Source organism: Pseudomonas sp. S2_E01, assembly GCF_054668365.1.
In genome coordinates, this window is sequence record NZ_CP162762.1 from 2,342,472 (window position 1) to 2,368,358 (window position 25,887).

Genomic DNA, 25,887 nt, shown 5'->3' on the forward strand with positions numbered 1-25,887 from the left:
GAAAGACCATTACGAAGGGGCGGAATCATAACAAACCTGCGGGCTTCTAGAGCATGTGCAGATTTTGCATGAATATCACTCATGTTGGTGGGGCGGCCGGGTCTGTACAATCGCGGCGTTTTTCAAGGATCGGAACAGACCATGTCGTATCGCGTCGTCATTGGCAGCGTGTTGCTGCTTTTAAGTTGGGGCGCCGTGGCGCAAGGTCTGCCGGCTGCACCGGGGCTTTCCTACACCCGCGATATCCAACCGATCTTTACCGAAAAGTGCGTGGCTTGCCACGCCTGCTATGACTCCGCCTGCCAGCTCAACCTGGGCAGTGGCGAAGGCGCGGCGCGTGGCGCCAGCAAATCGCCTGTCTACGACGGGGAGCGTACCCAGGCGGCGACGCCAACCCGGTTGTTTTATGACGCGACCGGCAAGCGTGCCTGGCAACAGAAAGGCTTCTACTCGGTACTCGACGCCCAGGGCAGCCAGGCCGCGCTGATGGCGCGGATGCTGGAGTTCGGCCACAACACGCCGTTGCAGCCCAATGCCAAATTACCGCAGGACATCGTCCTGGGTCTGAACCGCGAAAACACCTGCGCCATGCCGGCGGAGTTCGATACCTATACCAGCACCCATCCTGGACAGGGCATGCCCCTGGCCGTCACCGGCCTGACCGATCAGCAATATCAGACTTTGCAGCGCTGGCTCGCTTCGGGGGCGCCGATTGACGAGAAGGGCCTGGCGCCAAGCGCAAACGAAGCGATGCAGGTGATGCAATGGGAAAACCTGCTCAATGCGCCGGGCGCCCGGCAAAGCCTGGTAGGGCGCTGGTTATACGAGCACTGGTTCCTTGCGCACCTCTATTTCAAGGACGGCGAGCCGGGGCATTTTTTCCAGTGGGTGCGCTCGCGGACGCCAACGGGTCAACCGATCAACGTGATCAACACCCGCCGCCCGAACGACGATCCCGGAACCGAGTTCTACTATCGCCTGTGGCCGGTGCAGGGTGTGATCGTGCACAAGACCCACATCACCTACCCGCTGAGCGCAGCAAAGATGGCGCGGGTCAAAAGCTTGTTCTACAGCGGCAACTGGCAGGTCAACGCATTGCCGGGCTACGGGCCGGAGCGCCGAGCCAACCCGTTTTCGACGTTCGAGGCCATTCCGGCCCAGGCGCGCTACCAGTTCATGCTCGATAACGCCGAATACTTCGTGCGCACCTTCATTCGCGGGCCGGTGTGCAGGGGCCAGATCGCCACGGATGTGATTCGCGACAACTTCTGGGCGTTGTTCCAGGCGCCGGAGCACGACCTCTACATCACCGACCCCAATTACCGGGGACAGGCTACGCCGTTGCTGGCGATGCCGGGACAGAACGACGACGTTGGCAGCGTCATCGGCCTGTGGCACGACTACCGTAACAAGCGCAACGAGTACGAAGCCTTGCGGCGCGACAGCTACGCTGACCTGCCGGCGCCAAGTTGGTCGACCCTTTGGGCCGGTAACGACAATGCGCTGCTGAGCATCTTCCGTCATTTTGACAGCGCCGCCGTGACCAAGGGCCTGATCGGCGAAGTGCCGCAGACGATGTGGCTATTCGACTACCCCTTGCTGGAGCGCACGTACTACCAGTTGGCGGTGAACTTCGACGTGTTCGGTAACGTGTCCCATCAGGCGCAGACGCGGTTGTATTTCGACCTGATCCGCAACGGCGCCGAACAGAACTTCCTGCGTCTGATGCCGGCCAATTCTCGCGAGGGTTACCTCGATGACTGGTACCAGAACAGCGGCAAGATCAAGATGTGGATGGACTATGAAGATATCGACGACGACAAGCCCACCGCGCTGAAACTCGACCCCAAAGACCCCAAGTACGATTTCGCCCAGCAATTGCTCGTGCGCTATGGCGAGCTGAACGCCAAACCAGACCCGATCAACCGTTGCGACGGCGCGTATTGCTCACGTCCCAACATTGACCCTGAATTGCAAAGTGCCGAACAGGTCCTGAGCCGCCTGACTTCGCGTCCTGCCGCCGGATTGAAAGTGATTGACCAGTTGCCGGAAGCGACGATGCTGCGTATCCAGACGTCCAGCGGCAAGCGCGAGGTCTACAGCCTTCTGCGCAACCGCGCCCACAGCAACGTGGCGTTCCTGCTCGGCGAGTCGCTGCGCTACCAGCCGGGGCTGGATACGCTGACCATCTTCCCGGGCGTGCTCAGCAGCTACCCGAATTTCATCTTCAACATTCCTGCGGCCCAGGTGCCAGCGTTCGTAGAGGCCATGGAAAATGCCAAGGACGCCAATCGTTTCGAGAAAATCGTCGAACGTTGGGGGATCCGCCGCAGTCATCCGCAGTTCTGGTTCTATTTCCATGACCTGAGCCAGTACATCCACGAAACCGATCCGGTGGAAGAGGGCGTGCTGGACATGAATCGCTACGAGAATCTTTGATCGACCTTTGCCGGGGTGGCGGTGTCGGATTCCATACACACCGCCGATTCCTGTTGATGCAATGCTTCTTCTGTGGGAGCGGGCTTGCCCGCGAAGGCAGCGTGTCAGTCGCCACATACATTGACTGACACAGCGCCATCGCGAGCAAGCCCGCTCCCACAGAGGCAATGCAAGCAGGGGAAACAATTCCCGGAGAGCGTCGATGTTGATTTCCGTACAGGCACTGCGCGCCCTCGCGGCCTGGACCGTGGTCTGTCACCATTTCATGCAGATTTTCTTCGACTTCCAGGCCCGTGGGCCGATTGGACAGTTGTTCATCGACAAGGGCGCGGTGGGGGTCGATATCTTCTTCGTCATCAGTGGCCTGGTGATTTTCCTTTCCACCGAAGGCAAATCGCTGCCGCCCGGGCGTTTTCTGCTCTACAGGCTGTTTCGAATCGTGCCGGCCTATTGGCTGTACACGGTGCTGATGGCGTTGCTCGTTGTGTTCGCCCGGCCCTTATTGCCGGATCAGACGGTCGACTGGTCGCATTTCCTCTTGTCGTTGCTGTTCATTCCCACCCAAAACCCCGGCGGCTATGGGATTTATCCGACGCTCAATGTCGGCTGGACGCTCAATTACGAAATGCTGTTTTACGTGCTGTTTGCCTGGGCGCTGTTGTTCCGCCTGCAATGGCGGCTGCTGATCGTCGCGGCGCTGCTGTTTGCGGTTTGTGAGGCCTGGACCGGCTATGGCTGGATCAGCGAGTTTTACCGGTCGAGCATCGTGTATGAGTTCCTGTTGGGCATCGCCATCGGCATGATCTACCGCCGTGGGTGGATCAAGCCCGGCTTGTATCTGCCCCTCATGGGGATCGGTGGTGCGCTGCTGATCATTTACCACCTGCCGCCGCAACCACGCTTTCTCGCCTGGGGCTTGCCCAGTGCGGTGCTGGTGATGGCCTGCATGGTGTTGGAGCGCTTTTTCGAGAATCGCCGGCTGCTGAAATGGCTAGGGGATTGCTCCTACTCGGTGTATTTGATGCACGTGTTGGTATTGTCGGCAGGCGGCTTTATCGCGCAGCGCTACGGGGTAGACCCGTACTTGATGTTCATCGTATGCGTCGTTGCCATCGGCGCAGGGGCTTGGGCAAGTTATCAATGGGTGGAAAAGTGCAGCTATCGGTGGCTAAAACAGCGGATTGACGGTGAATCCGCCCGCCAAAGTCAGTCGGTTATTTCCCGACAAAAATACTAGGACTTTGTGCGGCGCGATGATTGGCGTAAACTGCGCCCAAGCCTGTGAGGAGTTTCCATGACTGCTATTACTATCACCGACGCCGCCCACGATTACCTGGCCGATCTGCTCTCCAAGCAGAACACTCCAGGCATCGGCATCCGCGTCTTCATCACCCAGCCCGGCACCCAATACGCCGAAACCTGCATTGCCTATTGCAAGCCGGGCGAGGAAAAACCCGAAGACACCGCATTGGGGCTGAAAAGCTTCACTGCCTACATCGACTCGTTCAGTGAAGCTTTCCTGGATGACGCGGTCGTCGACTACGCCACCGACCGTATGGGTGGCCAACTGACCATCAAGGCGCCAAACGCCAAAGTACCGATGGTCAACGCCGACAGCCCGATCAACGAGCGTATCAATTACTACCTGCAAACCGAGATCAATCCGGGGCTGGCCAGCCACGGCGGTCAGGTCAGCCTGATCGACGTGGTGGAGGACGGCATCGCCGTTCTGCAGTTCGGCGGCGGTTGCCAGGGCTGCGGCCAGGCCGACGTAACCTTGAAGGAGGGCATCGAGCGGACCTTGCTCGAGCGCATCCCCGAGCTCAAGGGCGTTCGCGACGTGACCGACCACACGCAGAAAGAAAACGCCTACTACTAAGGTGTTCGCTGCGACATGAAAAACGGCGCCCCGTGAGCGCCGTTTTTTTATGCGTCAAATTCGAGGGCCTCAAGGGCGATACAGATGCGCATGCCCAGCCCGATACAACGACGACTCACTGAACTGATCACTGCCCAGCACCCGCCCAACCAGAATCAACGCCGTGCGCCGAAACCCCTTGGCCTCAACCTTTGCGGCAATATCGTCGATCGTCCCCACTACCCAGTCCTGATCCGGCCAGGTTGCCCGGTGTATCACAGCAATCGGGCAATCGGCGCCGTAATGCGGCAGCAATTCAGCCAGGATTTTGCGCAAATGGTTGACGCCCAGATGAATCGCCATGGTCGCCCCGTGCTGCGCCAGACTGCCCAGCTCTTCACCGACCGGCATCGCGGTCTTATCGGCGTAACGGGTCAGGATCACACTCTGTGCTACGTCCGGCAGGGTCAGTTCTGCGCCCAGCAACGCGGCGCAGGCCGCCGTCGCAGTGACGCCGGGGACGACCTCGAATGGTATGCCCAGCTCGCGCAAATAGCGGATCTGCTCGCCAATCGCGCCATACAGGGACGGGTCGCCGGAATGCACCCGCGCCACGTCCTGGCCATTGGCATGGGCGGCCTTGATCAGTTCGATGATCTGCTCCAGGTGCAGTTCGGCGCTGTTGACCACCTGTTCGGCGCTATGGCCATCCAGCACGGCGGCTGGCACAAGGGAGCCGGCATAGATGATCACCGGACAGCTGCGGATCAGGCGCTGGCCTTTGACCGTGATCAGTTCCGGGTCGCCAGGACCTGCGCCAATGAAGTAGACGGTCATCGTCGTTTCCTGTCAAAAAAGGGTTGGGCAAGGCTTCAGATGAAGATTGCTCATGTTCAGGGGCGGGGATTATCGGGATTTTACGCTGCGCCGGCCAATGCCAGTGTCGCCTGGGCGTATTTTTGTCGTGAAATCAGCAAGGTCGCCGGTGCCTGAGTGAGTTGTTCGGCGAGGGCGAGGGCGGTGCTCTCGGCCACGCCGTAGCAGCCGGTGCGTTCGAAGGCGATCTGCGAACGGTGGCTTAAGCACGGCTCGTAGGGCGCCAGTTGTTCACTGCTGAAATACGTCAGCGGCAGGTTGAGTTGTGCAGCCAGTTCGATCAGGCCGGGCTCGTCACGTTTCAGGTCGATGCTGGCCAGGGCCTGTATTTGACGCAGTTCGATTTGATGAGCCTGGAGGACCTGGTCGAGCAAAGCGCGCAGCGTTTCGACCGGGCAGCCGCGCTGACAGCCCAGGCCGACCACCAGGGTCGGCGCTGTGCTTTCAATGATCATGCGTGGTTCTGACGACGGAACAGCCAGGCGCTGAGCAGGCCAAGGGCCAACCAAAACGCGACGTTAGTCAGTTGCGAAGCCATCTTGAATTGCGATTCCAACGCTTCTGGCGCGAGCATCGAATGCACCTCCGGCTGCGGTGCGCCGATCACATGCGGAACGGCGATGATCGCCACGCCCAGCAATTTCATCAGCCAATGGTGGCTGAACACGATCAGGGCAATGCCGACAGCGGTCGAAGCGGCGGTGCCGATCCACCACATTTGCCGTTGCGCGAGATCCGCCGCGGCGGTGCCCGGCAGTTCAGGGGGCAGGCCGAGGGTTGGCGCCAGCACGAAAGTGGCGTAGCCCGCCAGGCCCCAGAGCAGGCCCTGTGCAGTTTTGGTCGGTGCGCGCAGGGTGTAGAGGCCGGCGAGCATCAGTGCAAAACCGACGGCGACGACAAGGTTGCCACCGGTGGTCGACAGCACGCGCTGCCAGCCGTCTTCCGGCTCCCAGGCTTCGGTGTCGTGGCTGTGCGCGGCCGTGCCGGCAGCATGTTCATGCACTTCAACGGCGGCAGGCTCGGATTTCTCGTAGGTTTCGGCCTGCAAAATCAGCGGCGAAACCCAGAAACTTTGCAGCAGCGTGAGCAGAAGGGCGGCCAGCAGTCCGGAAAAACCTGCGGTTTGCGCGATACGCTTGATCATGTCGTCAGGTCTCAATGGCAAGGGAACGCGGCGCTGTGGCGGGTATCGTGGGCGGCGTTGTGGACCGCTTCGATGTGCGAGAAACCGGCGACGTAGACCAGGCACGCGCCCAGGATTGATGCGCAGACGGCGACGGTCAGGCGTTGGGTCAGGGTGGTTGTGTGGCTGCTGGCCGGTGCGTGGCTGGTGCTGCTGATGATCGACATGGCGCTTCCCTCTGTTCTGTCAGGGTGACGAGAGCGCATGCAGACACCCTGCGTAGCGTGCACGCAGAGGTTCAAACAGCGCCCGCCCACCGCGGGTTTGTTGTTTTCGTGATCGTATCGTCACTGTGTGTTGCGGGCCGGTCTCCGGGCTCGCGAGGGGCTTGGGCATCTGCCGAAACCTGCAAGAATCGCCTTCCCATGCCGATGATCGGCACAGTGGATCTGATTCTTCGCTCGCTTACCGTTGCGGGGGCAGCACCGGACTGACATGGGCTTGAGTAAAGCACATGATTCACCGGTTTCCCGTTTCACCCTGTGAAGGGCACCCGTAACAAGGCGTGTAGGAGAGCATGGGGCGGCTTTGCCGTCAATCGAGACCGGGTCGCGCCCATCGCGAGCAAGCCCGCTCCCACAGGGGACTGCGGACACCGGCCCATTGTGGGAGCGGGCTTGCCCGCGATGGCGTCCCGATTGCCGCCACAAGAATTTGACCCGCCCACAGACCATGCGTAGCCTTGTCGCTTCGAGGTTCTTCGCCATTGTCGAAGCTAAGAAGGGAACGCGGTCAATGCCGCGGCTGCCCCCGCAACTGTGAACGGTGATGTTCGCTGCCACGCCACTGCAAGCCCTGCACAATGGGTTCGCGGGAAGGCGCAGCGAATGCCGGGCCAACCGCCCGGCACACTGTCAGCCAGGAGACCTGCCTCGATCCAGATTCTCACTACAACCGGGCGGGGTGATCCGGTGGCGAAACTCTTGCGCGCACCGCTGTTGCAGCGCTTGTCGTCCCGTATGCCCGCCACCTTGCCAAAGGGCATCCGATGAAAACACTGGCCAAACTCCCCGTCACCATCGTCACCGGCTTTCTCGGCTCGGGCAAGACCACCTTGCTGCGCCACATGCTCGACAACGCCCAGGGCCGTCGTATCGCCGTAATCGTCAACGAGTTCGGCGAGCTGGGCATCGATGGCGAAATCCTCAAGCAGTGCTCCATCGGCTGCACCGAGGAAGAAGCCGTCGGTCGTGTCTTCGAACTGGCCAACGGCTGCCTGTGCTGCACCGTGCAGGAGGAGTTCTTCCCGGTGATGCGCGAACTGGTGGCGCGCCGGGGCGATCTCGACCACATCCTCATCGAAACCTCTGGCCTGGCACTGCCCAAGCCATTGGTGCAAGCCTTTCAGTGGCCGGAAATCCGCAGCGCCTGCACAGTCGACGCGGTGATCACCGTGGTCGACAGCCCGGCCGTCGCTGCCGGCACTTTCGCCGCGTTCCCGGATCAGGTCGACGCCCAGCGTAAACTCGACCCGAACCTGGACCACGAGTCGCCCCTGCACGAGCTGTTCGCCGACCAAATGGCCAGCGCCGACCTGGTGATTCTCAACAAGGCCGATCTGATCAACCCTGAAGACCTGGCCCGCGTGCGCCTGGAAGTCGCCGAAGAATTGCCGCCGGCGGTCAAGATCATCGAAGCCAGCAGCGGTCGCTTGCCGCTCGATGTGCTGATCGGCCTGGGTGCCGGTTCCGAAGAACACATCGACAGCCGTCACAGTCACCACGATCACCACCACGAAGGCGAGGACGATCACGATCACGACGCGTTCGACTCCATCTCCATCGAATTGCCCCAGGCCGACGAGAGCCTGTTGCTGGATGCGCTGACCCAGTTGGTGATCAAGCACGACATCCTGCGCGTCAAGGGCTTTGCGGCCATCCCCAACAAGCCCATGCGCCTGCTGATCCAAGGTGTGGGCACACGTTTCGACAAGCACTTCGACCGCCAGTGGGGCGCCGATGAAGCGCGCACCACACGCCTGGTGCTGATCGGCCAGGCGCTGGACGCCGTGCAACTCGAAGCGCAACTGCGCGCCGCGCTCAGCGTGTAACCCATGCACCTGCTCAGGACCCAGCCCGGCGGTTTCGTGTCGGATGACAACATTGCCGACCTTGGACAAACCCCCGCCGAGCTGGTGATCCTGTGCAGTGGCGACTCCAGCCTCGCCTTGCTCGCCGAGGCTGCGCAACAGTTACCCGACGATTACCCGAGCGTGCGCCTGGCCAATCCGATGCAGGTGCAGAATCACGCCTCGGTGGATTTGTACGTCGATGAAGTGTTGCGCCATGCCAAGGTGATCCTGATTTCACTGCACGGCGGCATCGCCTATTGGCGCTATGGCGTCGAGCAACTGATCGAGCTGTCCCGGCGCGGCGTGCAATTGATTCTGGTGCCCGGCGACGACCGCCCGGACCCCGAACTCAGCGACCTGAGCACGGTAGCGGTCGAAGAGCGTGACCGGCTCTGGCACTACCTGCGCCAGGGCGGCATGGCCAACGCCCTGGACCTGTTCCGCTGTTTGGCGAGTCGCTGGCTCGGTCGCGATTACACCTGGAGTGAACCCCAAGCCCTGCCGCGCACCGCGATCTATCACCCGAGCAAAAGCCCGGCTGTGCTCAGCGACTGGCAAGCCGACTGGGAGGCCGGGAAGCCAGTGGCGGCAGTGCTGTTTTACCGCTCGCACTTGCAGGCGGCGAACACGGGCTTCATCGATGTGTTCTGCCAGCGCTTGCAAGCGGCGGGGCTCAATCCCTTGCCGGTTGCGGTGGCCAGCCTGAAAGAGCCCGGTTGCCTGACGGTGGTCGAGGACTGGCTGGACCAGGTTGACGCGGCGGTGATCCTCAACACCACCGGCTTTGCTCAATCCAGCCCGGAAGCGCCCCACCTGCGTCCGTTTCGTCGCAATATCCCGGTGATCCAGGCCATCTGTGCCCAGGACAACGAGCCCGGCTGGCGTGACAGCGAGCAAGGGCTGGGCCCGCGTGACCTGGCGATGCACATTGCGCTGCCGGAGCTGGATGGACGCATCATCAGCCGCCCGATCAGTTTCAAGGACCTGGCCTGGCGCAGCGAACGCAGCCAGTCCGATGTGGTGTGCTACCGGGCATCGCCCGAGCGCATGGATTTTGTCGCTGAGCTGGCGTGGCGCTGGGTGGAACTTGCGCGGGTGCCCAATGGTGAGAAACGCATTGCCTTGATCCTCGCCAATTATCCGACCCGGGATGGGCGCATTGGCAACGGCGTCGGCCTCGATACGCCGGCCGCCGCCTTGAACATCCTTCGGGCGTTGCACGTGCAAGGTTACCCGCTGCCGGCCGAATTGCCGGACAGCGGCACCGCGTTGATCCAGCAATTGCTCGGTGGCGTGAGCAATGACCTCGACAATCTCGACCAGCGTCCGTGCCATCAGAGCCTCGCGCTGGATGACTACACGCGTCTGTTCGATGCCTTGCCCGAAGCCAATCGGCGGGCGGTGCTGGACCGCTGGGGCGAGCCGGAGCAAGACCCGATGTGCCGGGGCGGGCGAATGATGATCGCCGGGCTGCGCTTGGGCCTGACGTTTGTCGGCATCCAGCCGGCCCGTGGCTATCAGGTGGACCCGAGCGCGGTCTATCACGACCCGGACCTGGTGCCGCCGCATGGCTACCTGGCGTTCTACTTCTGGTTGCGCCACGCCTACGGTGCGCACGGTGTGATTCACGTGGGCAAGCACGGCAACCTCGAATGGTTGCCGGGCAAGGGCGTTGGCCTGTCGGAAAACTGCTGGCCGGACGCGTTGCTCGGGCCGCTACCGAATATCTACCCGTTCATCGTCAACGATCCGGGCGAGGGCGCACAGGCCAAACGGCGCACGCAAGCGGTGATCATCGATCACCTGATGCCACCGCTCACCCGCGCAGAAACCTACGGGCCGCTGCGCAACCTGGAATTGTTGGCCGACGAGTATTACGAAGCGCAACTGCTCGACCCACGGCGGGCGCGGGAGTTGCAGCGTGACATCCTGCAACTGGTGCGCGAGACCCACATCGACCGCGAGTTGCAGCTGGACGAAAGCCTGGACAGTGACGCCGACGCGGCGATCTGGTTGCCGCGCCTGGATACGTATTTGTGCGACTTGAAGGAATCGCAAATCCGCGATGGCCTGCACATTTTCGGCGAATCTCCGACCGGACGTTTGCGCATCGATACGCTGCTGGCATTGCTGCGCATCCCACGTGGTGATGGGCGCGGGGCGCAGTCGAGCCTGATGCGGGCGTTGGCCAAGGCATTCGGATTAGGGTTTGATCCGCTCGATTGCGCGCTGGCCGATCCGTGGGACGGGCCGAGACCGGAGGCGTTGCTGGCCGTCAGTGATGAACTGTGGCGCACGGCGGGGGATACCCGTGAGCGGCTGGAGTTGTTTGCCGCAGACCTGATCGTCCAGACACTGAATACCGCACCCTGTGGGGGCGGGCTTGCTCGCGATGGAGTATCAGACACTTTGGTGGTGACTGACACACCATCGCGAGCAAGCTCGCTCCTACAGGATGGAGGTGACTGGTCTGAAGTGAACACGATCCTTGACCATCTGAACAACACCGTCGCCCCACGCCTCGACGCCTGCGGCCCTGCAGAAATGCACGGCCTGCTCGACGCCCTCAGTGGTCGCTTCGTCCCCGCCGGTCCCAGCGGTGCGCCGAGTCGCGGTCGCCTGGACGTGCTGCCCACCGGGCGCAACTTCTATTCGGTGGACGTGCGCAACCTGCCCACCACCACCGCGTGGCGCATCGGCTTCCAGTCCGCCAACCTGATTCTTGAACGACATCTGCAAGACCATGGCGATCATCTACGCCAGCTTGGTTTGTCGGTGTGGGGCACCGCGACCATGCGCACCGGTGGCGACGACATCGCGCAGGCCATGGCGTTGATGGGCGTGCGACCGGTCTGGGCCACGGGCAGTCAGCGTGTCGACGATTTCGAGATCCTGCCGTTGAGCCTGCTCGACCGCCCGCGGGTGGACGTGACCTTGCGCGTTTCCGGGTTCTTCCGCGATGCGTTCGCCAACCTGATTCGTCTGTTCGACGCCGCGGTGCAAGCCGTCGCTTCGCTCGACGAACCGGATGATCTGAATCCGTTGGCCGCCAAAGTGCGGGCCGAGCGTGAGAACCTTCTGCAGGCCGGGTTCGATGAAGACGCGGCGCGACGCCAGGCCGGTTGGCGCATTTTCGGCGCCAAGCCAGGGGCCTACGGTGCCGGTGTGCAGGGCGCCATCGACGGTCGCCTGTGGCAAAGCCGCGAGGACCTGGCCGAGGTGTACCTGAATTGGGGCGGCTATGCCTACGGCGGGTCCGACGAAGGCACCGCTGCGCGCGAGCAGTTCGCCCGGCGCTTGAGCCAGGTCCAGGCGGTGTTGCAAAACCAGGACAACCGCGAGCACGACTTGCTCGATTCCAACGACTATTACCAGTTCCAGGGCGGCATGCTCGCCGCCGTGGAAAGCCTCAGTGGCGCTGCGGCGGCCAGTTACCACGGCGACCACAGCCAACCGGATCTGCCAAAGATCCGCACGTTGAAGGAAGAACTGAACCGGGTCATTCGCTCGCGAGCCGCCAACCCGAAGTGGCTGGAGGGCGTCAAGCGTCACGGCTATAAAGGTGCGTTCGAGATGGCGGCGACGGTGGACAACCTGTTCGCGTTCGACGCGACGACGCAGTTGATCGACGATCACCAGTACGCGTTGCTGGCCGATGCCTATCTGCTGGACCCAGGGACCCGGGATTTTGTGCGCGAACACAACCCGCATGCCTTGCGTGATATGACCGAGCGCATGCTCGAAGCTCAGCAGCGTGGCCTGTGGAAGGAGCCGGGCGAGTACCGTGAGGCACTGGAAAACCTGTTGCTGGATATAGAAGAAGATGGCTAGCTTCCCCCCACACACGCTGTGCCTCCTGTGGGAGCGGGCTTGCCCGCGATAGCGTTGGGTCAGCGATTCATGTATCTACTGACGCACCACTATCCCGGGCAAGCCCGCTCCCACAGGGGAAATATGTTGCTGATAAAACGACGACCACGATCGAGACAGACTTAATGACCCAAACCCCACATTTCCCGCTTTCCGCCGTGGTCGGCGCCGACGACTTGAAACTCGCGCTGTACCTGACTGCCATCGACCCGAAAATTGGGGGTGTGCTGATCGAGGGGCCTCGAGGCATGGCCAAGTCGACCCTGGCCCGGGGCCTGGCGGACTTGTTGGCCAGCGGCCAGTTCGTGACCCTGCCGCTGGGCGCCACGGAGGAGCGACTGGTCGGCACCCTCGACCTCGACGCAGCCCTGAGCGAAGGGCGTGCGCAGTTTTCCCCGGGCGTATTGGCCAAGGCCGACGGCGGTGTGCTGTACGTGGATGAGGTCAACCTGTTGCCGGACCATCTGGTCGACCTGCTGCTCGACGTCGCCGCCAGTGGCACCAACCTGATCGAGCGCGATGGCATTTCCCACCGACACTCGGCCCGGTTTGTTCTGATTGGCACGATGAACCCGGAAGAGGGCGAGTTGCGTCCGCAGCTGCTCGACCGCTTTGGTTTGAACGTCGCCCTGGGCGGTCACATCGCCCCACAGGCGCGTGGCCAGATCATCCGTCGGCGCCTGGATTTCGACAGCGACCCGCAGGGTTTTTGTGCGCACTGGGAAGCGCAGCAACAGGCGCTGCGCGAGCGCTGCGAGCAGGCACGTCGCCATCTGGCCAACATCCCGCTGGATGACGAAGCCCTGGCGCAGATTACCGAACGCTGTTTTGCAGCGGGCGTCGATGGTCTGCGTGCCGATCTGGTCTGGCTGCGCGCTGCCCGTGCCCATGCGGCGTGGCGGGGGGCGAGCGCGATTGGCAGGGAAGATATCGACGCGGTGGCCGATTTCGCCTTGCGCCATCGTCGACGCGAACCCTCGCCGCCGGCACCGCAACAACCCGCGCAGGCACCTTCTAAACAAGACGGTCACCCCGGCACCGGCCAGGGGCAATGGGGTGAAATGCCGGCCCAGGCCCTGCCGGTCGGCGACCGTCGCGAAGTGCCGAGCTGGCCAAAAAAGCCCTAGGCATTCGCCCTCGATCGCAAGCGGGGGCGAATGCCAGACCCCGCGCCGGACGCCTGGAGCATGGCAATCAGGGCAAGCGGCGTGCTGCGCGCGACGGCTCGGTGAACTGGCCGGGCACCTTGCTCAATGGCCGGCCGCGCCAGCGTTCACAGTTGCTGTTCCAATGGCGCACCCGCTCACCCCATGAGTTGTGGCTGGTGATCGTCGATGCCTCGGCTTCGACTCGACGCCATCAGGCCCTGAGCGATGCCAAGGGCTTGCTGGCGCAACTGTTCGACGACGCTTACCGCCAACGCGCACGCCTGGCGTTGTTAACGGCCAGCGGTGCCGCGCCGAAATGGCAGGTGCAGGGCTTGAAAGCTTCCAACGGCTTGCGTCACTGGCTCGATGGCCTGGGCGCCGGCGGCGGGACGCCCTTGCTGGCAGCGTTGCAAGAAGCCGAGCGTTGGATGAGCGCCCGCAAAAAACGCTTCCCGGCAGAGCAACAGCGCGTGCTGGTGGTCACCGATGGACGTTTGAAGGACTGCCCGACCCTGGCGCCGCTGGACTGCCCGGCCTTGCTGATCGACATCGAGCGCGGCCCGATCCGTCTGGGCCGCAGCAAGGTATTGTCGCAGCAGTTGCAGGCTGAGTACCGGCACATCGACGAGCCCCTGTGAACACCGACGCGGGTCGTCTGGCACCCGGCGGTGTCTGTGCCACCATCGCGAGCAAGCTCGCTCCTACAGGGGTCGTCAACGATGACGCGGGCTGCCTGACACCCAGCGGTGTCTGGGCTTGCATCGCGAGCAAGCTCGCTCCTACAGGGGGGGGTGTCAACGCTGACGCGGACTCGCTGTCACCCCACCCATCGCACTCCGATACTCGCCCCGAAGGCATGGGCTGTGAAGCCAATGCCGAGCGGGTGCTGGCGTCACTCAAGCACCAGGGCTTGTGACGCGGGCTGAGCGGGTATCGGATTGCGCATCAAGGTGCCCACCACCAGCGCACCGAGCAAAGCCAGTAGCCCGGCGACCCACAAAAGCATGCTGAAGCCACCGACGAAGGCCTGGCGCGCCAGGGGCTCGATCAATGCGTGGGCGGTATCGGGCAGCAGGCTCATCGCCGCTGCCATGTCGCCAGCCACCACCCGTGACGCGATGCCCTGGGTCTGGCCCAGCCATTGCGCGCCCTGTGCCGATAGGCTGGCGTGCAGTAATTGCCCGGTTTGGCTGGACAACAAAGCACCGTACACGCCGATGGCCAGCACAATGGCGCTGAAACGCATGGTGGTGCTCATGCCCGATGCCATGCCGGTGCGCTCGCGGGGCACGCAGGCCATGATGTTTTTCTGGGTGTCGCCATTGAGCAATCCCGCGCCGGCGCCGGTGACGGCAATCGCCAGGGCGAAGGGCAGGTAACCACCGCTGCTGACGGCCCAGGCGCTCAACAGATTGCCGCAGCCGACCAGCGTCAATCCGCTGGCCATCATCGTCGCCGGGGCGAACCGAGTGGACAGGCGCACGCCAATGCGCGGGCAGATCAGCATCGTCAGGGCAAAGGGCAGCATGCCCAGGCCCGAAGCGATGGCCGAAAAACCCAGGCCGTTTTGCAGGTAGAACGGCAGCAGGGTCATCATCACCTGGGCGCAACCGGCATAGGCGAACATGCCCAGCAATGCACCAATGAAACGAGGGTGCCTGAACAGTTGCAGGTCGATCATCGGCCGCCGTTGCAGTTTTTCAATCACCACGAAGAGGCCTAGCAACAAAGCACCGCCGAGCAGGCGGGCGTAGGTGGTCGGGTTGCTCCAGCCGATCCGGTTGGCCTCGATCAAGCCCCAGATCAGGCACAACAGACTGCCGCTGAACGCCAGGCTGCCCCACGGATCAAGTCGAGCGGATTGGGGATCGCGGGATTCCGGCACGGCGCGCCAGACCATGACCATCAGCAACAGGCCCACCGGCAGGTTTAGGTAGAAAATCCAGCGCCAGCCGATGTACTCGGTGATCAGCCCGCCGATGGTTGGTGCGGCCGTCATCGCCACGCCCATGCACGCTCCCCAGAATGCCCAGGCCTTGGCGCGTTCCACTTCATCGTGAAAGGTGTGGCCAATCGACGCCAGGGCCGAGGTCAGCAGCAACGCCGCGCCGACGCCCTTGATGGCCCGGGCGATGTCGAGAAACAAAGCATTGGGCGCCGCGCCGCAGCCGATGGACGCCAGGATGAACAGGCCCAGGCCGCAGAGCAGGGTTTTCTGCCGGCCAAATCGGTCGGCGATGCTGCCGGCGGGTAACAGCAGGGCGGCAAACGCCAGCATGTAGGCGCTGACTACCCATTCGATGTCGGCGAAGTTGGCCCCCAGGTCGCGGGCGATCGTCGGCAAGGTGACGGCTACGATGTTGGTGTCCAGGACGATGAGCGAGCAGACGCCGGAAGCCGTCAACAGCGTGAGGCGTGGATTGACCGGGCTCATGCTGTGATTGCCTTTTGAGCAAGGTCGCTGGCATGGCGGAGGTTTTGGTGTTTGACGCGCATGGCAAGGGCTCTCTACTGTAATTGCCAGATGAGCTTATCGCGACGAGCCAGTGGCTTTGTTAGCCTGCGATCGGCATTTCATTACCTTTGAGCTAATGCCCCATGGACATCCGCCATTTCCGTTACTTCCTGGCCGTTGCACGGCAGGGCAACTTCACCCGCGCCGCTGAACAGCTCGGGATTGCACCACCGACCCTGACCCGGCAGATCCAGGACATGGAGAACGAACTCGGGACCCGCCTGTTCGTACGCCAGACCCGCGAAGTCAGCCTCACCGAAGCCGGCGCCGCCCTGATGATCGAAGCCGAAGCGACCGTGCGTCAGTTCGAATACGCCCAGCAAAATGCCCAGCGCGCGGGGCGTGGGGAGATTGGTCATATTGAATTGGGCTATGTGGCCTCGGCCGTGTATTCCGGCCTGTTGCAGAAGCAGGTGCAGGCGTTCAGTCGCGAGTGCCAGGATGTGAGCCTCAACGTGCGCGAGTATCCGATGGCGTCCTTGCCGGCAATGGTTTTGGAGGGGCGATTCGATATTGGCTATGTTCGATCGCCCATGACCTTGCCCGAGGGGCTGGAAGCGATTCGCCTGGATGCCGAGGGCTTTGTGCTGGCGCTGCCCGGCGAGTCCTGGTTGTGCCGTTTGGGCGAGATTGGCCCTGAGCATCTGCAAGGCGAGACGTTCATCCTGCCGGAACAGATCAGCGGCACCCTGCAAGTCGCCGCCCAAGGCGGGTTTGCGCCGAAGCTGGGCGCGCAGCCGGGCGGGCTGGTGGCGGTGCTGGCGCTGGTGTCATTAGGGCAGGGCGTGGCGGTGGTGCCCGAGTCGGTGGTCGGGCATGTGGGATTGCCCGGTGTGGTGTATCGGTCGATCAAGGGCAACGAGGCGAATTCGTGGCTGTCGTTGATTCATCGGCGGTTCGAGAAGTCGGCGGCGGTGATGCGGTATATCGAGCGGGTTCGAATTGGTTGAATCCCCCTGTAGGAGCAGCCGGTCGACGCTCGATTGCTCGCGATGGCGACGTGTCTGTGCCGAAGATGTTGGATGTGCCGCCGTCATCGCGAGCAAGCTCGCTCCTACAGATTTTGTAATGATTTCCCACTGTGGGAAATATCGCTTCCCGCTGTACGCTCCAAGGCCATTTGTCTTTCAGGATTTGCATGAACACCCTCTCGGAACCTCCCAGTTACCCTTCCTCCTCGCGCCATCGCGCGCGTTGCTCGTACGTAAAACACCCGGTCTTTCGGCGCCTGAATTCCTTTGTCATTGCAACCCCACGGCCTATGCGCCGCGCTTTGCCGTGCCCGGCATTCTGAATTAACGAAGAGATCGAGACTTTTATATGGAATGGTTAGCTGACCCCACCGCCTGGCTGGGCCTGTTGACATTGATCGTGCTGGAGCTGGTGCTCGGCATCGACAACCTGGTGTTTATCGCCATCCTCGCCGACAAGTTGCCTCCCGAGCAGCGCGACCGTGCACGCCTCATCGGCTTGTCCCTGGCCTTGATCATGCGCCTGGGCCTGCTCGCGAGTATTTCCTGGTTGGTGACCTTGACCCAGCCACTGTTCGAGGTGTTCGACAAGAGCTTTTCCGGACGAGACCTGATCATGCTGTTCGGCGGTGTGTTCCTGTTGTTCAAGGCCACCATGGAGCTGCACGAACGCCTCGAAGGCCATGTTGGCGAGCGCACGGCCAACACCGCTTACGCGATGTTCTGGCCCATCGTTGCGCAGATCGTCGTGCTCGACGCAGTGTTCTCGCTGGACGCGGTGATCACCGCCGTGGGCATGGTGGATGAATTGGCGGTGATGATGATCGCCGTGATCATTTCCATCGGCCTGATGATCGTCGCCAGCAAGCCGCTGACCCGCTTCGTCAACGCCCACCCGACAGTGATCATGCTGTGCCTGGGCTTTTTGATGATGATCGGCTTTGCGCTGACCGCCGAAGGCCTGGGCTTCCACATCCCGAAAGGCTACCTGTATGCCGCCATCGGTTTCTCGATCCTGATCGAGGTGTTCAACCAGATCGCCCGGGCCAAACGCAAACGCTCGATGCAGGGCTTGCGGCCGATGCGTGAACGCACTGCGCATGCGGTGATGCGCTTGCTGGGTGGTCGTAAACTGGCGGCGGAAGAGGTGGGTGAAGAAATTGCCGACATGCTGGACAACGGCGAGACCCCGACTGAAGAGCTGTTCGACCGTCGTGAACGGGTGATGATCAGCGGTGTGCTGCAACTGGCCGAACGACCGATCCGCACGCTGATGACCGTGCGCGCCGATGTCGACTACATCGACCTGGCCGATGACACCGAGACCATTCGCACACGCTTGATGCACTCGTCCTATTCGCGCTTGCCGCTGATCCGTGACGGTGCGGTGGATGAACCGCTGGGCTTCGTGCACAAGAAGGAGCTGCTCAAGGAGTACCTGAGTGGCAACGAGCCCGATCTGGCACACCTGGCGCGCCAGGCCATCAACCTGCTGGACAGCTATTCGATCCTCAACGCCCTGGAGCAGATGCGAAAGGCTTCGACCCACATTGCCTTCGTGGTCAATGAGTTCGGTGACTTCGTCGGCGTGCTGACCATGACCGATATCCTCGAGTCCATTGCCGGCGAGTTGCCGGACGCCAGCGAGATCGAAGGCCCGGACGTGGTCGAGGAGAAGGGCGGTTTTGTGGTCAGCGGCGCGCTGAACCTGGCGCGGGTGCGCCAACGCACCGGCTTTGCCGCCGAACCGACCGACGACTACCAGACCCTCGCCGGGCTGGTGGTCAGCCTGCTGGACCGCTTGCCGATGATTGGCGACAGCCATGATTGGAAAGGTTGGCGGATGACCGTGGTGTCGGTGGAAGAACGACGGGTGACGCGGGTGTTCCTGGCACGTATGGACGCCTGACCCACTGTAGGAGCGAGCACGCTCGCGATGGAGGACCAGGCACCGCGGGGTGTCAGGCCTCCAGCGTTATCGTTGACGACCATCGCGAGCATGCTCGCTCCTACAGGGGATTTGTGAACGACACAGATCCTCTGTGGAAGCGGGCTTGCCGGTCCAATGTGGTGCAAATACCCGCCCGCTGTAGCTAACGGTAGCGCTGCGCCATTGCTTCCTCGGGTAACAGCAATTTCTTAGAACAACCCATCCCCCTGATTCAAAACACTTTTCAAATCTCGCTCCCACCTCGTTACAACCTGTGGCACACTTTCTGCTGTCTATTCCGCTGTTGCATACCACGTTCCGGTATAGCGGAATAACTAACATCCAGGAGTGCTTGCCATGCATCGCCGACCTTCCTTGTTCAAAGCGTGTGTTTTTCTTTTTGCAGCTTCGGCTGCTGCCATGGGCGTGGCCCAGGCGGCGGACAGCAAGCTCGATAGCGTGCTGGCCCGTGGCAAATTGATCGTGGGCACTGGCAGCACCAATGCGCCTTGGCACTTCCAGGGAGCGGATGGCAAGTTGCAGGGTTTTGATATCGACATCGGACACATCATCGCCAAGGGCTTGTTCAACGATCCGGACAAGGTCGAGTACGTGGTGCAGTCTTCCGATGCCAGGATTCCAAACCTGCTGACCGACAAAGTCGACATCAGTTGCCAGTTCATCACCGTCACCGCCAGCCGAGCCCAGCAGGTGGCGTTCACTTTGCCGTACTACCGCGAGGGCGTCGGCCTGCTGCTGCCGGCCAACAGCAAGTACAAGGAAATCGAAGACCTGAAAGCCGCCGGCGACAGTGTCACCGTGGCCGTGCTGCAAAACGTCTATGCCGAGGAACTGGTGCACCAGGCACTGCCCAAGGCCAAGGTCGATCAATACGACAGCGTTGACCTGATGTATCAGGCCGTGAACTCCGGACGCGCCGACGCGGCAGCCACCGATCAGTCCTCGGTCAAATACCTGATGGTGCAGAACGCGGGTCGCTACCGCAGCCCGGCCTACGCCTGGAGCCCGCAAACCTATGCCTGCGCGGTGAAGCGCGGCGACCAGGACTGGCTGAACTTCGTCAACACCGCCCTGCATGAGGCCATGACGGGCGTTGAGTTTCCGATGTACGCCGAGTCGTTCAAAAAATGGTTCGGTGTAGACCTGCCAACCCCAGCCATCGGTTTCCCCGTCGAATACAAATGACCCCGTGGGAGCGGGGCGGACAATCGCCCCGCTCAAGGTATTGCTGACCATGAACTATCAGTTGAACTTTGCCGCCGTGTGGCGCGATTTCGACACCTTGCTGGCGGGGCTCGGCCTGGGCCTGCAATTGGCGCTGGTGTCGATCGCCATCGGCTGCGTGATCGGCCTGATGATGGCGTTTGCGTTGCTGTCCAAACACCGGGCGTTGCGGGTACTGGCGTCGGTGTATGTGACGGTGGTGCGTAACACGCCCATCCTGGTGCTGATCCTGTTGATCTACTTCGCCTTGCCGAGCCTGGGCATCCGCCTGGACAAGATTCCCTCGTTCATCATCACCCTGTCGTTGTATGCCGGGGCCTACCTGACCGAGGTGTTCCGAGGCGGTTTGCTGAGCATCCCCAAAGGGCAGCGCGAAGCCGGCCTGGCCATCGGCCTGGGTGAGTGGCAGGTCAAGGCTTACGTCACCGTGCCGGTGATGCTGCGCAACGTGCTGCCTGCGCTGTCGAACAACTTCATTTCGCTGTTCAAGGACACCTCGCTGGCGGCGGCGATTGCCGTGCCGGAGCTGACCTATTACGCGCGCAAGATCAATGTCGAGAGCTACCGGGTGATCGAAACCTGGCTGGTGACCACAGCGCTCTATGTTGCGGCCTGTTACCTCATTGCCATGCTGCTGCGTTACCTCGAGCAGCGTCTGGCGATCCGCCGATAGGAGGCCCCATGTACGAATCACCCAGTTGGTTGCATGAGTTGTGGGTTGCCCGCGAGGTGCTGTGGCGGGGTTTTCTCACCAGTGTGCAGGTGTCGGCGCTGGCGATCCTTTTGGGCACGATGGTCGGCATCGTCGCCGGCCTGGTGCTGACCTACGGCAAGTTCTGGATGCGTGCGCCGTTTCGTTTCTACGTCGACCTGATTCGCGGTACACCGGTGTTCGTGCTGGTGCTGGCCTGCTTCTACATGGCGCCGGCTTTGGGCTGGAAGATCAGTGCGTTCCAGGCGGGCGCCCTGGGGCTGACGCTGTTCTGCGGCTCCCACGTCGCCGAGATTGTGCGCGGTGCGTTGCAAGCCTTGCCCAGTGGGCAGATGGAAGCGAGCAAGGCCATCGGTCTGACGTTCTACCAGGCCTTGGGCTACGTGTTGTTGCCCCAGGCGTTGCGGCAGATCCTGCCGACCTGGGTCAACTCCTCGACCGAAATCGTCAAGGCCTCGACGCTGTTGTCGGTCATCGGTGTAGCCGAGTTGCTGCTCAGTACCCAGCAGATCATCGCCCGGACCTTCATGACCCTGGAATTTTACCTGTTTGCCGGATTTCTGTTTTTCGTCATCAACTACGCCATCGAATTACTCGGCCGGCACATTGAAAAGCGGGTGGCCTTGCCATGATTCAGACTCAAACCAATGCACAAAACGGCCAACCGCTGCTCGACATTCGCGGCTTGCACAAACAGTACGGCAAGCTTGAAGTGCTCAAGGGCGTCGACCTGACCATGCAACGCGGCAACGTCGTCACGCTGATCGGCTCCAGCGGTTCGGGCAAGACCACCTTGCTGCGCTGCGTGAACATGCTCGAAGAATTCCAGGGTGGGCAGATCATGCTGGACGGCGAGTCCATCGGCTATGACGAAGTCGATGGCAAGCGCGTGCGCCACGCGGAAAAAGTCATCGCCCGGCATCGTGCCATGACCGGCATGGCGTTCCAGCAGTTCAACCTGTTTCCGCACCTCACCGCGTTGCAGAACGTGACCTTGGGGTTGCTCAAGGTCAAGAAGCTGCACAAGGATGAGGCCGTGGCGCTGGCGGAGAAGTGGCTGGATCGGGTCGGCCTTCTGGAGCGACGCAATCACTTTCCCGGCCAGTTGTCCGGTGGTCAGCAACAGCGCGTGGCGATTGCCCGCGCCATCGCCATGAACCCCAGCCTGATGCTGTTCGACGAAGTCACCTCGGCCCTCGATCCGGAGCTGGTTGGCGAGGTGTTGAACGTGATCAAGGGCCTGGCGGACGAAGGCATGACCATGCTGCTGGTGACCCACGAAATGCGTTTCGCCTTCGAGGTCTCGGACAAGATCGTATTCATGAACCAAGGGCGCATCGAAGAGCAGGGGCCACCCAAGGAGCTGTTCGAACGCCCACAATCGCCGCGTCTGGCTGAGTTTCTCAAGAACACGCGGTTTTGATCCCTTTTATTTCCAAGCAGGAGAAGCACTCATGAGCATTACGCGTTACGGCACCGGCAGCAGCGCTGCCGGCGGCACGCCTCGCCCTTTTGCCCGCGCCGTTGAAGCCGATGGCTGGCTGCATGTTTCCGGGCAGGTGCCGGCGCTGGATGGCGAAATCATCAATGGCGGCATCGTTGAACAGACGCACCAGACCATGAAAAACCTGATCGCCATTCTCGAAGAGGCCGGTTATGGCCTCGAAGACGTGGTGCGCGCGGGCGTGTGGCTGGACGACCCGCGGGATTTCTCCAGTTTCAACAAGGTCTTCTCCGAGTACTTCAAACCCGAACACGCCCCAGCGCGGGCCTGTGTGCAGGCAAGCATGATGGTCGATTGCAAGGTTGAGATCGACTGTATTGCCTACAAGAAGAAGGGCTGAGGATGGCGGCCTTACGATCACCGCCGCACTCTAGGTAAACTCCCGGCATTATCAAGGGGAATCACAGACATGACCGAAGACACCATCAAACGCCGGGCGCGTGGCCTGGACCGGGCGTTCGATATTCTCGATTTCCTCAAGGAGATCGGCCAGCCCCTGCGTCCCAATGACATCGCCAGTGGCATCGGCAGTCCCAAGTCCACGGTCTATGAACTGGTGGCTTCGCTGCTGGAACGACGCATCCTCGAACCGGTGGGCAAGGAAGGTCACGTCTACCTGGGCCGTCAGCTGTATTTCCTTGGCCAGGCGCACCTGCGCCATTTCGACCTGACCCGCGAGGCCGACCATGCCTTGCAGGAAATCGTCAGCCAGACCCGCGAGACTGCACAGATGTGCTTGCTCAACGGGCGCAAATACACGGTGGCGCTGATGAAGGAGGGCGAACGACATTTCCGTATTTCCTCGGACATCGGCGAAAACGCCCCGATTCCATGGACGGCCTCGGGTCGCCTGTTGTTGGCCCACCTGAGCGACCAGGCGATCGTTGACCTGATTGACCCGGACGATTTCATCCTGCCGGACGGTGAACGTCTGTCACTGGAGCAATTTCTCGGTGAAATCCGTCAGGCCGCCATCGACGGCTTTTTCTCGTTCGACAGCGTCGCGGACACCTTCACCCACTGCTTTGCGGCTCCGGTCAAGGACAACCACGGTGTTGCCATTGCGACCCTGTGCATCGTCGCGCCACGGGCCGACGCCAAGAAAAACTATAACGACTACCGCCGGGTGCTGATCGACAGCGCCAACAGCCTTGCCCGGCGAATCAACGAATAACTGCGGCTGCCTGCGGCCGCGACTGTGAGGAGTTCGACCATGTCTACTGCCCAAAATACCGACGCCGTGGCCAAAGGCGATGCCAGCATTGGCGCCCATCTGGTGCGCGACGTCAGCCTGCCGGCGCTGGTGCTGCACCGCCAGGCGCTGGAACACAACATTCGCTGGATGCAGGCGTTCGTCAGCGACAGCGGCGCCGAGTTGGCGCCCCACGGCAAGACCAGCATGACCCCGGCGCTGTTCCGCCGCCAACTGGACGCCGGCGCCTGGGGCATCACCCTGGCCAGCGCCACGCAAACCCGCGCAGCCTATGCCCATGGCGTGCGGCGGGTGTTGATGGCCAACCAATTGGTCGGTACGCCGAACATGGCGCTGATTGCCGACCTGCTGGCCGACCCGACGTTCGATTTTTACTGCATGGTCGATCACCCGGACAACGTCGCGGACCTGGGCGCCTATTTCGCCTCGCGCGGAGTACGCCTGAACGTCATGATCGAGTACGGCGTGGTCGGTGGCCGTTGCGGTTGTCGCAGCGAGCAGGAAGTGCTCGACCTGGCCAAGGCCATCGACGCGCAACCGGCCCTGGCGCTCACCGGTATCGAAGGTTACGAAGGGGTCATCCATGGCGACCATGCCATCGCCGGCATTCGTCAGTTCGCTGATTCGCTGGTGCGCCTGGCGGTGCAACTGCAGGACAGCAGCGCCTTCGACATTGCCAAGCCGATCATCACCGCGTCGGGCTCGGCCTGGTATGACCTGATCGCCGAGTCTTTCGAGGCACAGAACGCCGGCGGCCGCTTCCTCAGCGTGCTGCGTCCCGGCAGTTACGTGGCACACGATCACGGCATCTACAAGGAGGCGCAATGCTGCGTGCTCGACCGTCGCAGCGACCTGCATGAAGGTCTGCGCCCGGCACTGGAGGTCTGGGCACACGTGCAATCGTTGCCGGAACCGGGTTTTGCGGTGATTGCCCTGGGCAAGCGCGACGTGGCGTACGACGCCGGGCTGCCCGTGCCGTTGCTGCGCTACCAGGCCGGCGTGGTGCCTGCGGTGGGTGACGATGTCGGCGCCTGCAAGGTGACGGCGGTGATGGACCAGCATGCATTCATGACCGTGGCGCCGGGGGTTGAGTTGCGGGTGGGGGATATCATTTCCTTCGGCACTTCGCACCCGTGCCTGACATTCGACAAGTGGCGGGTTGGGCTTTTGGTGGATGAGCAGTTGGCGGTGGTCGAGACCGTGGAGACTTGTTTCTAAGGCTTTAGACCGAGTTGCGGCCATCGCGGGCAAGCCCGCTCCTACAGGGAATCACCGCACCTGTAGGAGCGGGCTTGCCCGCGATGAGGCCCTACAAGACAACACAAAAACCAGGGACCCAACCCCCATGAACACCCTCAACACCCCCCGCATCGCCCTCATCGGCGAATGCATGATCGAACTGCAACACCACGCCGACGGCAGTCTGCAACAGAGCTTTGGCGGCGATACGCTCAACACAGCCGTCTACCTGGCTCGCGAGCTGGGCTTGCGTGGCAAAGTCGACTATGTCACCGCCCTGGGCGACGACAGTTTCAGCGATGCCATGTGCCGCAGTTGGGCCGAGGAGAACATCGGCCTGGGCATGGTGCAGCGTTTGCCGGGTCGCTTGCCTGGTTTGTATTGCATCCAGACCGATGCCAATGGTGAGCGACGCTTTCTGTACTGGCGCAACGAGGCGGCGGTCCGCGAGTGCTTCACCACCCCGGCCGCCACGCCGATTCTCAAGGCCCTGCCGGATTACGACGTGCTGTACTTCAGCGGCATTACCCTGGCGGTGCTCGGTGCGCAGGGCCGGGCCAAGCTGGTCGAAGCCTTGATCGATGCCCGTTTGCGCGATGCCAAGGTCGTCTTCGACAACAACTACCGGCCACGCCTGTGGGCATCCGTCGAGGAAGCGCGCGCGGCGTATCGCAGCGTGCTGCCGTACATCGACCTCGCTTTGCTCACCGTCGATGACGAACAGGCGCTGTTTCATTTTGCCGACTGCGAGGCGGTGTTCGCCGCCTACGAGCAGATCGGCACGCCGGAGGTGGTGCTCAGGCGCGGTGCCGAGGCGTGCTTGATTCGCTGCAATGGCGAGTCATTGGAGGTGCCGGCGCGGAAGGTCGAGAAGGTGGTGGATACGACGGCGGCAGGGGACTCATTCAGCGCGGCGTATCTGGCCAGGCGGCTGATGGGAGGCAGCCCGGTTGAGGCGGCGGAGGCGGGGCATGGTTTGGCGGCGCAGGTGATTCAGGTGCGCGGGGCGTTGATTCCGAGGTGAATGGCCGCTGGCTGCGCCATCGGATCGCGAGCAAGCCCGCTCCCACAGGGGATGTGATCATCTGTAGGAGCGAGCTTGCTCGCGATGAG

Annotated in this window: 23 protein-coding genes and 2 riboswitches; of the genes, 18 read left to right on the forward strand and 5 right to left on the reverse strand. The window is 62.1% G+C overall.

The genetic code is table 11. The features are described 5' to 3' along the window. The first annotated feature begins 141 nt into the window (after positions 1-141). The 3 genes from AB4O36_RS10750 to nfuA all read left to right on the forward strand — a co-directional run bounded on the left by AB4O36_RS10750 (position 142) and on the right by nfuA (position 4,318). On the forward strand, positions 142-2,439 hold the full coding sequence (locus AB4O36_RS10750; protein WP_460141693.1) for a fatty acid cis/trans isomerase: 2,298 nt from the start codon (positions 142-144) through the stop codon (positions 2,437-2,439). Between the two features lie 202 nt (positions 2,440-2,641). Then, positions 2,642-3,676 carry an acyltransferase family protein gene (locus AB4O36_RS10755; RefSeq protein ID WP_460141694.1) on the forward strand — a complete coding sequence of 345 codons (1,035 nt, stop codon included), beginning with the start codon at positions 2,642-2,644 and terminating at the stop codon, positions 3,674-3,676. A gap of 57 nt (positions 3,677-3,733) precedes the next feature. Then, positions 3,734-4,318 (forward strand): Fe-S biogenesis protein NfuA, encoded by a 585-nt coding sequence (nfuA, locus tag AB4O36_RS10760; RefSeq protein ID WP_007959519.1) that lies wholly within the window; start codon positions 3,734-3,736, stop codon positions 4,316-4,318. Positions 4,319-4,387: 69 nt separating this feature from the next. Here the strand turns inward: nfuA and cobM are convergent, their stop codons facing one another. The 4 genes from cobM to AB4O36_RS10780 all read right to left on the reverse strand — a co-directional run bounded on the left by cobM (position 4,388) and on the right by AB4O36_RS10780 (position 6,523). Next, positions 4,388-5,134: a precorrin-4 C(11)-methyltransferase gene (gene cobM, locus AB4O36_RS10765; protein WP_460141695.1), complete on the reverse strand. Its 747-nt coding sequence runs from the start codon at positions 5,132-5,134 to the stop codon at positions 4,388-4,390. Between the two features lie 80 nt (positions 5,135-5,214). After that, positions 5,215-5,628 (reverse strand): cobalamin biosynthesis protein, encoded by a 414-nt coding sequence (locus tag AB4O36_RS10770; protein ID WP_460141696.1) that lies wholly within the window; start codon positions 5,626-5,628, stop codon positions 5,215-5,217. After that, positions 5,625-6,317 carry a CbtA family protein gene (locus AB4O36_RS10775; RefSeq protein ID WP_460141697.1) on the reverse strand — a complete coding sequence of 231 codons (693 nt, stop codon included), beginning with the start codon at positions 6,315-6,317 and terminating at the stop codon, positions 5,625-5,627. Before AB4O36_RS10775 ends, AB4O36_RS10770 begins: the two co-directional genes overlap by 4 nt. An 11-nt stretch (positions 6,318-6,328) precedes the next feature. Next, on the reverse strand, positions 6,329-6,523 hold the full coding sequence (locus AB4O36_RS10780; RefSeq protein WP_460141698.1) for a CbtB domain-containing protein: 195 nt from the start codon (positions 6,521-6,523) through the stop codon (positions 6,329-6,331). Positions 6,524-6,641: 118 nt separating this feature from the next. Further along, positions 6,642-6,868, reverse strand: a riboswitch (cobalamin riboswitch). Between the two features lie 164 nt (positions 6,869-7,032). After that, positions 7,033-7,245, forward strand: a riboswitch (cobalamin riboswitch). 99 nt (positions 7,246-7,344) lie between these two features. Between AB4O36_RS10780 and cobW the strand changes: the two genes are divergently transcribed. The 5 genes from cobW to AB4O36_RS10805 all read left to right on the forward strand — a co-directional run bounded on the left by cobW (position 7,345) and on the right by AB4O36_RS10805 (position 14,361). Further along, positions 7,345-8,406: a cobalamin biosynthesis protein CobW gene (gene cobW, locus AB4O36_RS10785; protein WP_460141699.1), complete on the forward strand. Its 1,062-nt coding sequence runs from the start codon at positions 7,345-7,347 to the stop codon at positions 8,404-8,406. A 3-nt stretch (positions 8,407-8,409) separates the two neighbouring features. Beyond that, the gene (cobN, locus tag AB4O36_RS10790) at positions 8,410-12,258 is read left to right on the forward strand and encodes a cobaltochelatase subunit CobN (protein ID WP_460141700.1); all 3,849 of its coding nucleotides are present in this window, start codon (positions 8,410-8,412) and stop codon (positions 12,256-12,258) included. Between the two features lie 164 nt (positions 12,259-12,422). Beyond that, positions 12,423-13,424, forward strand: coding sequence for an ATP-binding protein (locus AB4O36_RS10795; protein ID WP_460141701.1), 1,002 nt, complete (start codon positions 12,423-12,425; stop codon positions 13,422-13,424). A gap of 53 nt (positions 13,425-13,477) precedes the next feature. Then, complete coding sequence (locus AB4O36_RS10800; protein ID WP_460142132.1) at positions 13,478-14,083, forward strand: vWA domain-containing protein; 606 nt, start codon at positions 13,478-13,480, stop codon at positions 14,081-14,083. Continuing rightward, positions 14,080-14,361 carry a hypothetical protein gene (locus AB4O36_RS10805; protein ID WP_460141702.1) on the forward strand — a complete coding sequence of 94 codons (282 nt, stop codon included), beginning with the start codon at positions 14,080-14,082 and terminating at the stop codon, positions 14,359-14,361. Before AB4O36_RS10800 ends, AB4O36_RS10805 begins: the two co-directional genes overlap by 4 nt. Here the strand turns inward: AB4O36_RS10805 and AB4O36_RS10810 are convergent. Next, positions 14,338-15,879: an MFS transporter gene (locus AB4O36_RS10810; protein WP_460141703.1), complete on the reverse strand. Its 1,542-nt coding sequence runs from the start codon at positions 15,877-15,879 to the stop codon at positions 14,338-14,340. The two genes, AB4O36_RS10805 and AB4O36_RS10810, sit on opposite strands and share 24 nt — an antisense overlap. Before the next feature lie 164 nt (positions 15,880-16,043). Here AB4O36_RS10810 and AB4O36_RS10815 point away from each other — a divergent pair, with 164 nt between their 5' ends. The 10 genes from AB4O36_RS10815 (at position 16,044) to AB4O36_RS10860 (ending at position 25,798) form a co-directional block, all read left to right on the forward strand. Next, on the forward strand, positions 16,044-16,910 hold the full coding sequence (locus AB4O36_RS10815) for a LysR family transcriptional regulator (protein ID WP_460141704.1): 867 nt from the start codon (positions 16,044-16,046) through the stop codon (positions 16,908-16,910). A gap of 370 nt (positions 16,911-17,280) precedes the next feature. Next, positions 17,281-18,840, forward strand: a complete 1,560-nt coding sequence (locus AB4O36_RS10820) for a TerC family protein (protein ID WP_460141705.1) — start codon at positions 17,281-17,283, stop codon at positions 18,838-18,840. 378 nt (positions 18,841-19,218) lie between these two features. Beyond that, positions 19,219-20,067: a transporter substrate-binding domain-containing protein gene (locus AB4O36_RS10825; protein ID WP_460141706.1), complete on the forward strand. Its 849-nt coding sequence runs from the start codon at positions 19,219-19,221 to the stop codon at positions 20,065-20,067. Between the two features lie 49 nt (positions 20,068-20,116). Then, positions 20,117-20,779 (forward strand): amino acid ABC transporter permease, encoded by a 663-nt coding sequence (locus tag AB4O36_RS10830; protein ID WP_460141707.1) that lies wholly within the window; start codon positions 20,117-20,119, stop codon positions 20,777-20,779. An 8-nt stretch (positions 20,780-20,787) separates the two neighbouring features. Next, positions 20,788-21,450: an amino acid ABC transporter permease gene (locus AB4O36_RS10835; protein ID WP_460141708.1), complete on the forward strand. Its 663-nt coding sequence runs from the start codon at positions 20,788-20,790 to the stop codon at positions 21,448-21,450. Continuing rightward, a complete protein-coding gene (locus AB4O36_RS10840) occupies positions 21,447-22,241 on the forward strand; it encodes an amino acid ABC transporter ATP-binding protein (RefSeq protein ID WP_460141709.1) in 795 nt (264 codons plus the stop codon). Before AB4O36_RS10835 ends, AB4O36_RS10840 begins: the two co-directional genes overlap by 4 nt. Positions 22,242-22,272: 31 nt before the next feature. Continuing rightward, positions 22,273-22,662 (forward strand): RidA family protein, encoded by a 390-nt coding sequence (locus AB4O36_RS10845; RefSeq protein WP_460141710.1) that lies wholly within the window; start codon positions 22,273-22,275, stop codon positions 22,660-22,662. 69 nt (positions 22,663-22,731) lie between these two features. After that, positions 22,732-23,496: an IclR family transcriptional regulator gene (locus AB4O36_RS10850; RefSeq protein ID WP_460124794.1), complete on the forward strand. Its 765-nt coding sequence runs from the start codon at positions 22,732-22,734 to the stop codon at positions 23,494-23,496. Between the two features lie 39 nt (positions 23,497-23,535). Further along, entirely contained in the window at positions 23,536-24,753 is a 1,218-nt protein-coding gene (locus AB4O36_RS10855) for an amino acid deaminase (RefSeq protein WP_460141711.1), read from the forward strand. Positions 24,754-24,880: 127 nt separating this feature from the next. Then, on the forward strand, positions 24,881-25,798 hold the full coding sequence (locus AB4O36_RS10860) for a sugar kinase (RefSeq protein WP_460141712.1): 918 nt from the start codon (positions 24,881-24,883) through the stop codon (positions 25,796-25,798). The last annotated feature ends 89 nt before the right edge of the window (positions 25,799-25,887 follow it).

What these genes read in the sequence shown, in the direction of transcription:
- AB4O36_RS10750 (WP_460141693.1), top strand. Translation starts at nt 142, where the DNA reads ATGTCGTATCGCGTCGTCATTGGCAGCGTGTTGCTGCTTTTAAGTTGG.
- AB4O36_RS10755 (WP_460141694.1), top strand. Translation starts at nt 2,642, where the DNA reads ATGTTGATTTCCGTACAGGCACTGCGCGCCCTCGCGGCCTGGACCGTG.
- nfuA (WP_007959519.1), top strand. Translation starts at nt 3,734, where the DNA reads ATGACTGCTATTACTATCACCGACGCCGCCCACGATTACCTGGCCGAT.
- cobM (WP_460141695.1), bottom strand. Translation starts at nt 5,134, where the DNA reads ATGACCGTCTACTTCATTGGCGCAGGTCCTGGCGACCCGGAACTGATC.
- AB4O36_RS10770 (WP_460141696.1), bottom strand. Translation starts at nt 5,628, where the DNA reads ATGATCATTGAAAGCACAGCGCCGACCCTGGTGGTCGGCCTGGGCTGT.
- AB4O36_RS10775 (WP_460141697.1), bottom strand. Translation starts at nt 6,317, where the DNA reads ATGATCAAGCGTATCGCGCAAACCGCAGGTTTTTCCGGACTGCTGGCC.
- AB4O36_RS10780 (WP_460141698.1), bottom strand. Translation starts at nt 6,523, where the DNA reads ATGTCGATCATCAGCAGCACCAGCCACGCACCGGCCAGCAGCCACACA.
- cobW (WP_460141699.1), top strand. Translation starts at nt 7,345, where the DNA reads ATGAAAACACTGGCCAAACTCCCCGTCACCATCGTCACCGGCTTTCTC.
- cobN (WP_460141700.1), top strand. Translation starts at nt 8,410, where the DNA reads ATGCACCTGCTCAGGACCCAGCCCGGCGGTTTCGTGTCGGATGACAAC.
- AB4O36_RS10795 (WP_460141701.1), top strand. Translation starts at nt 12,423, where the DNA reads ATGACCCAAACCCCACATTTCCCGCTTTCCGCCGTGGTCGGCGCCGAC.
- AB4O36_RS10810 (WP_460141703.1), bottom strand. Translation starts at nt 15,879, where the DNA reads ATGAGCCCGGTCAATCCACGCCTCACGCTGTTGACGGCTTCCGGCGTC.
- AB4O36_RS10815 (WP_460141704.1), top strand. Translation starts at nt 16,044, where the DNA reads ATGGACATCCGCCATTTCCGTTACTTCCTGGCCGTTGCACGGCAGGGC.
- AB4O36_RS10820 (WP_460141705.1), top strand. Translation starts at nt 17,281, where the DNA reads ATGGAATGGTTAGCTGACCCCACCGCCTGGCTGGGCCTGTTGACATTG.
- AB4O36_RS10825 (WP_460141706.1), top strand. Translation starts at nt 19,219, where the DNA reads ATGCATCGCCGACCTTCCTTGTTCAAAGCGTGTGTTTTTCTTTTTGCA.
- AB4O36_RS10830 (WP_460141707.1), top strand. Translation starts at nt 20,117, where the DNA reads ATGAACTATCAGTTGAACTTTGCCGCCGTGTGGCGCGATTTCGACACC.
- AB4O36_RS10835 (WP_460141708.1), top strand. Translation starts at nt 20,788, where the DNA reads ATGTACGAATCACCCAGTTGGTTGCATGAGTTGTGGGTTGCCCGCGAG.
- AB4O36_RS10840 (WP_460141709.1), top strand. Translation starts at nt 21,447, where the DNA reads ATGATTCAGACTCAAACCAATGCACAAAACGGCCAACCGCTGCTCGAC.
- AB4O36_RS10845 (WP_460141710.1), top strand. Translation starts at nt 22,273, where the DNA reads ATGAGCATTACGCGTTACGGCACCGGCAGCAGCGCTGCCGGCGGCACG.
- AB4O36_RS10850 (WP_460124794.1), top strand. Translation starts at nt 22,732, where the DNA reads ATGACCGAAGACACCATCAAACGCCGGGCGCGTGGCCTGGACCGGGCG.
- AB4O36_RS10855 (WP_460141711.1), top strand. Translation starts at nt 23,536, where the DNA reads ATGTCTACTGCCCAAAATACCGACGCCGTGGCCAAAGGCGATGCCAGC.
- AB4O36_RS10860 (WP_460141712.1), top strand. Translation starts at nt 24,881, where the DNA reads ATGAACACCCTCAACACCCCCCGCATCGCCCTCATCGGCGAATGCATG.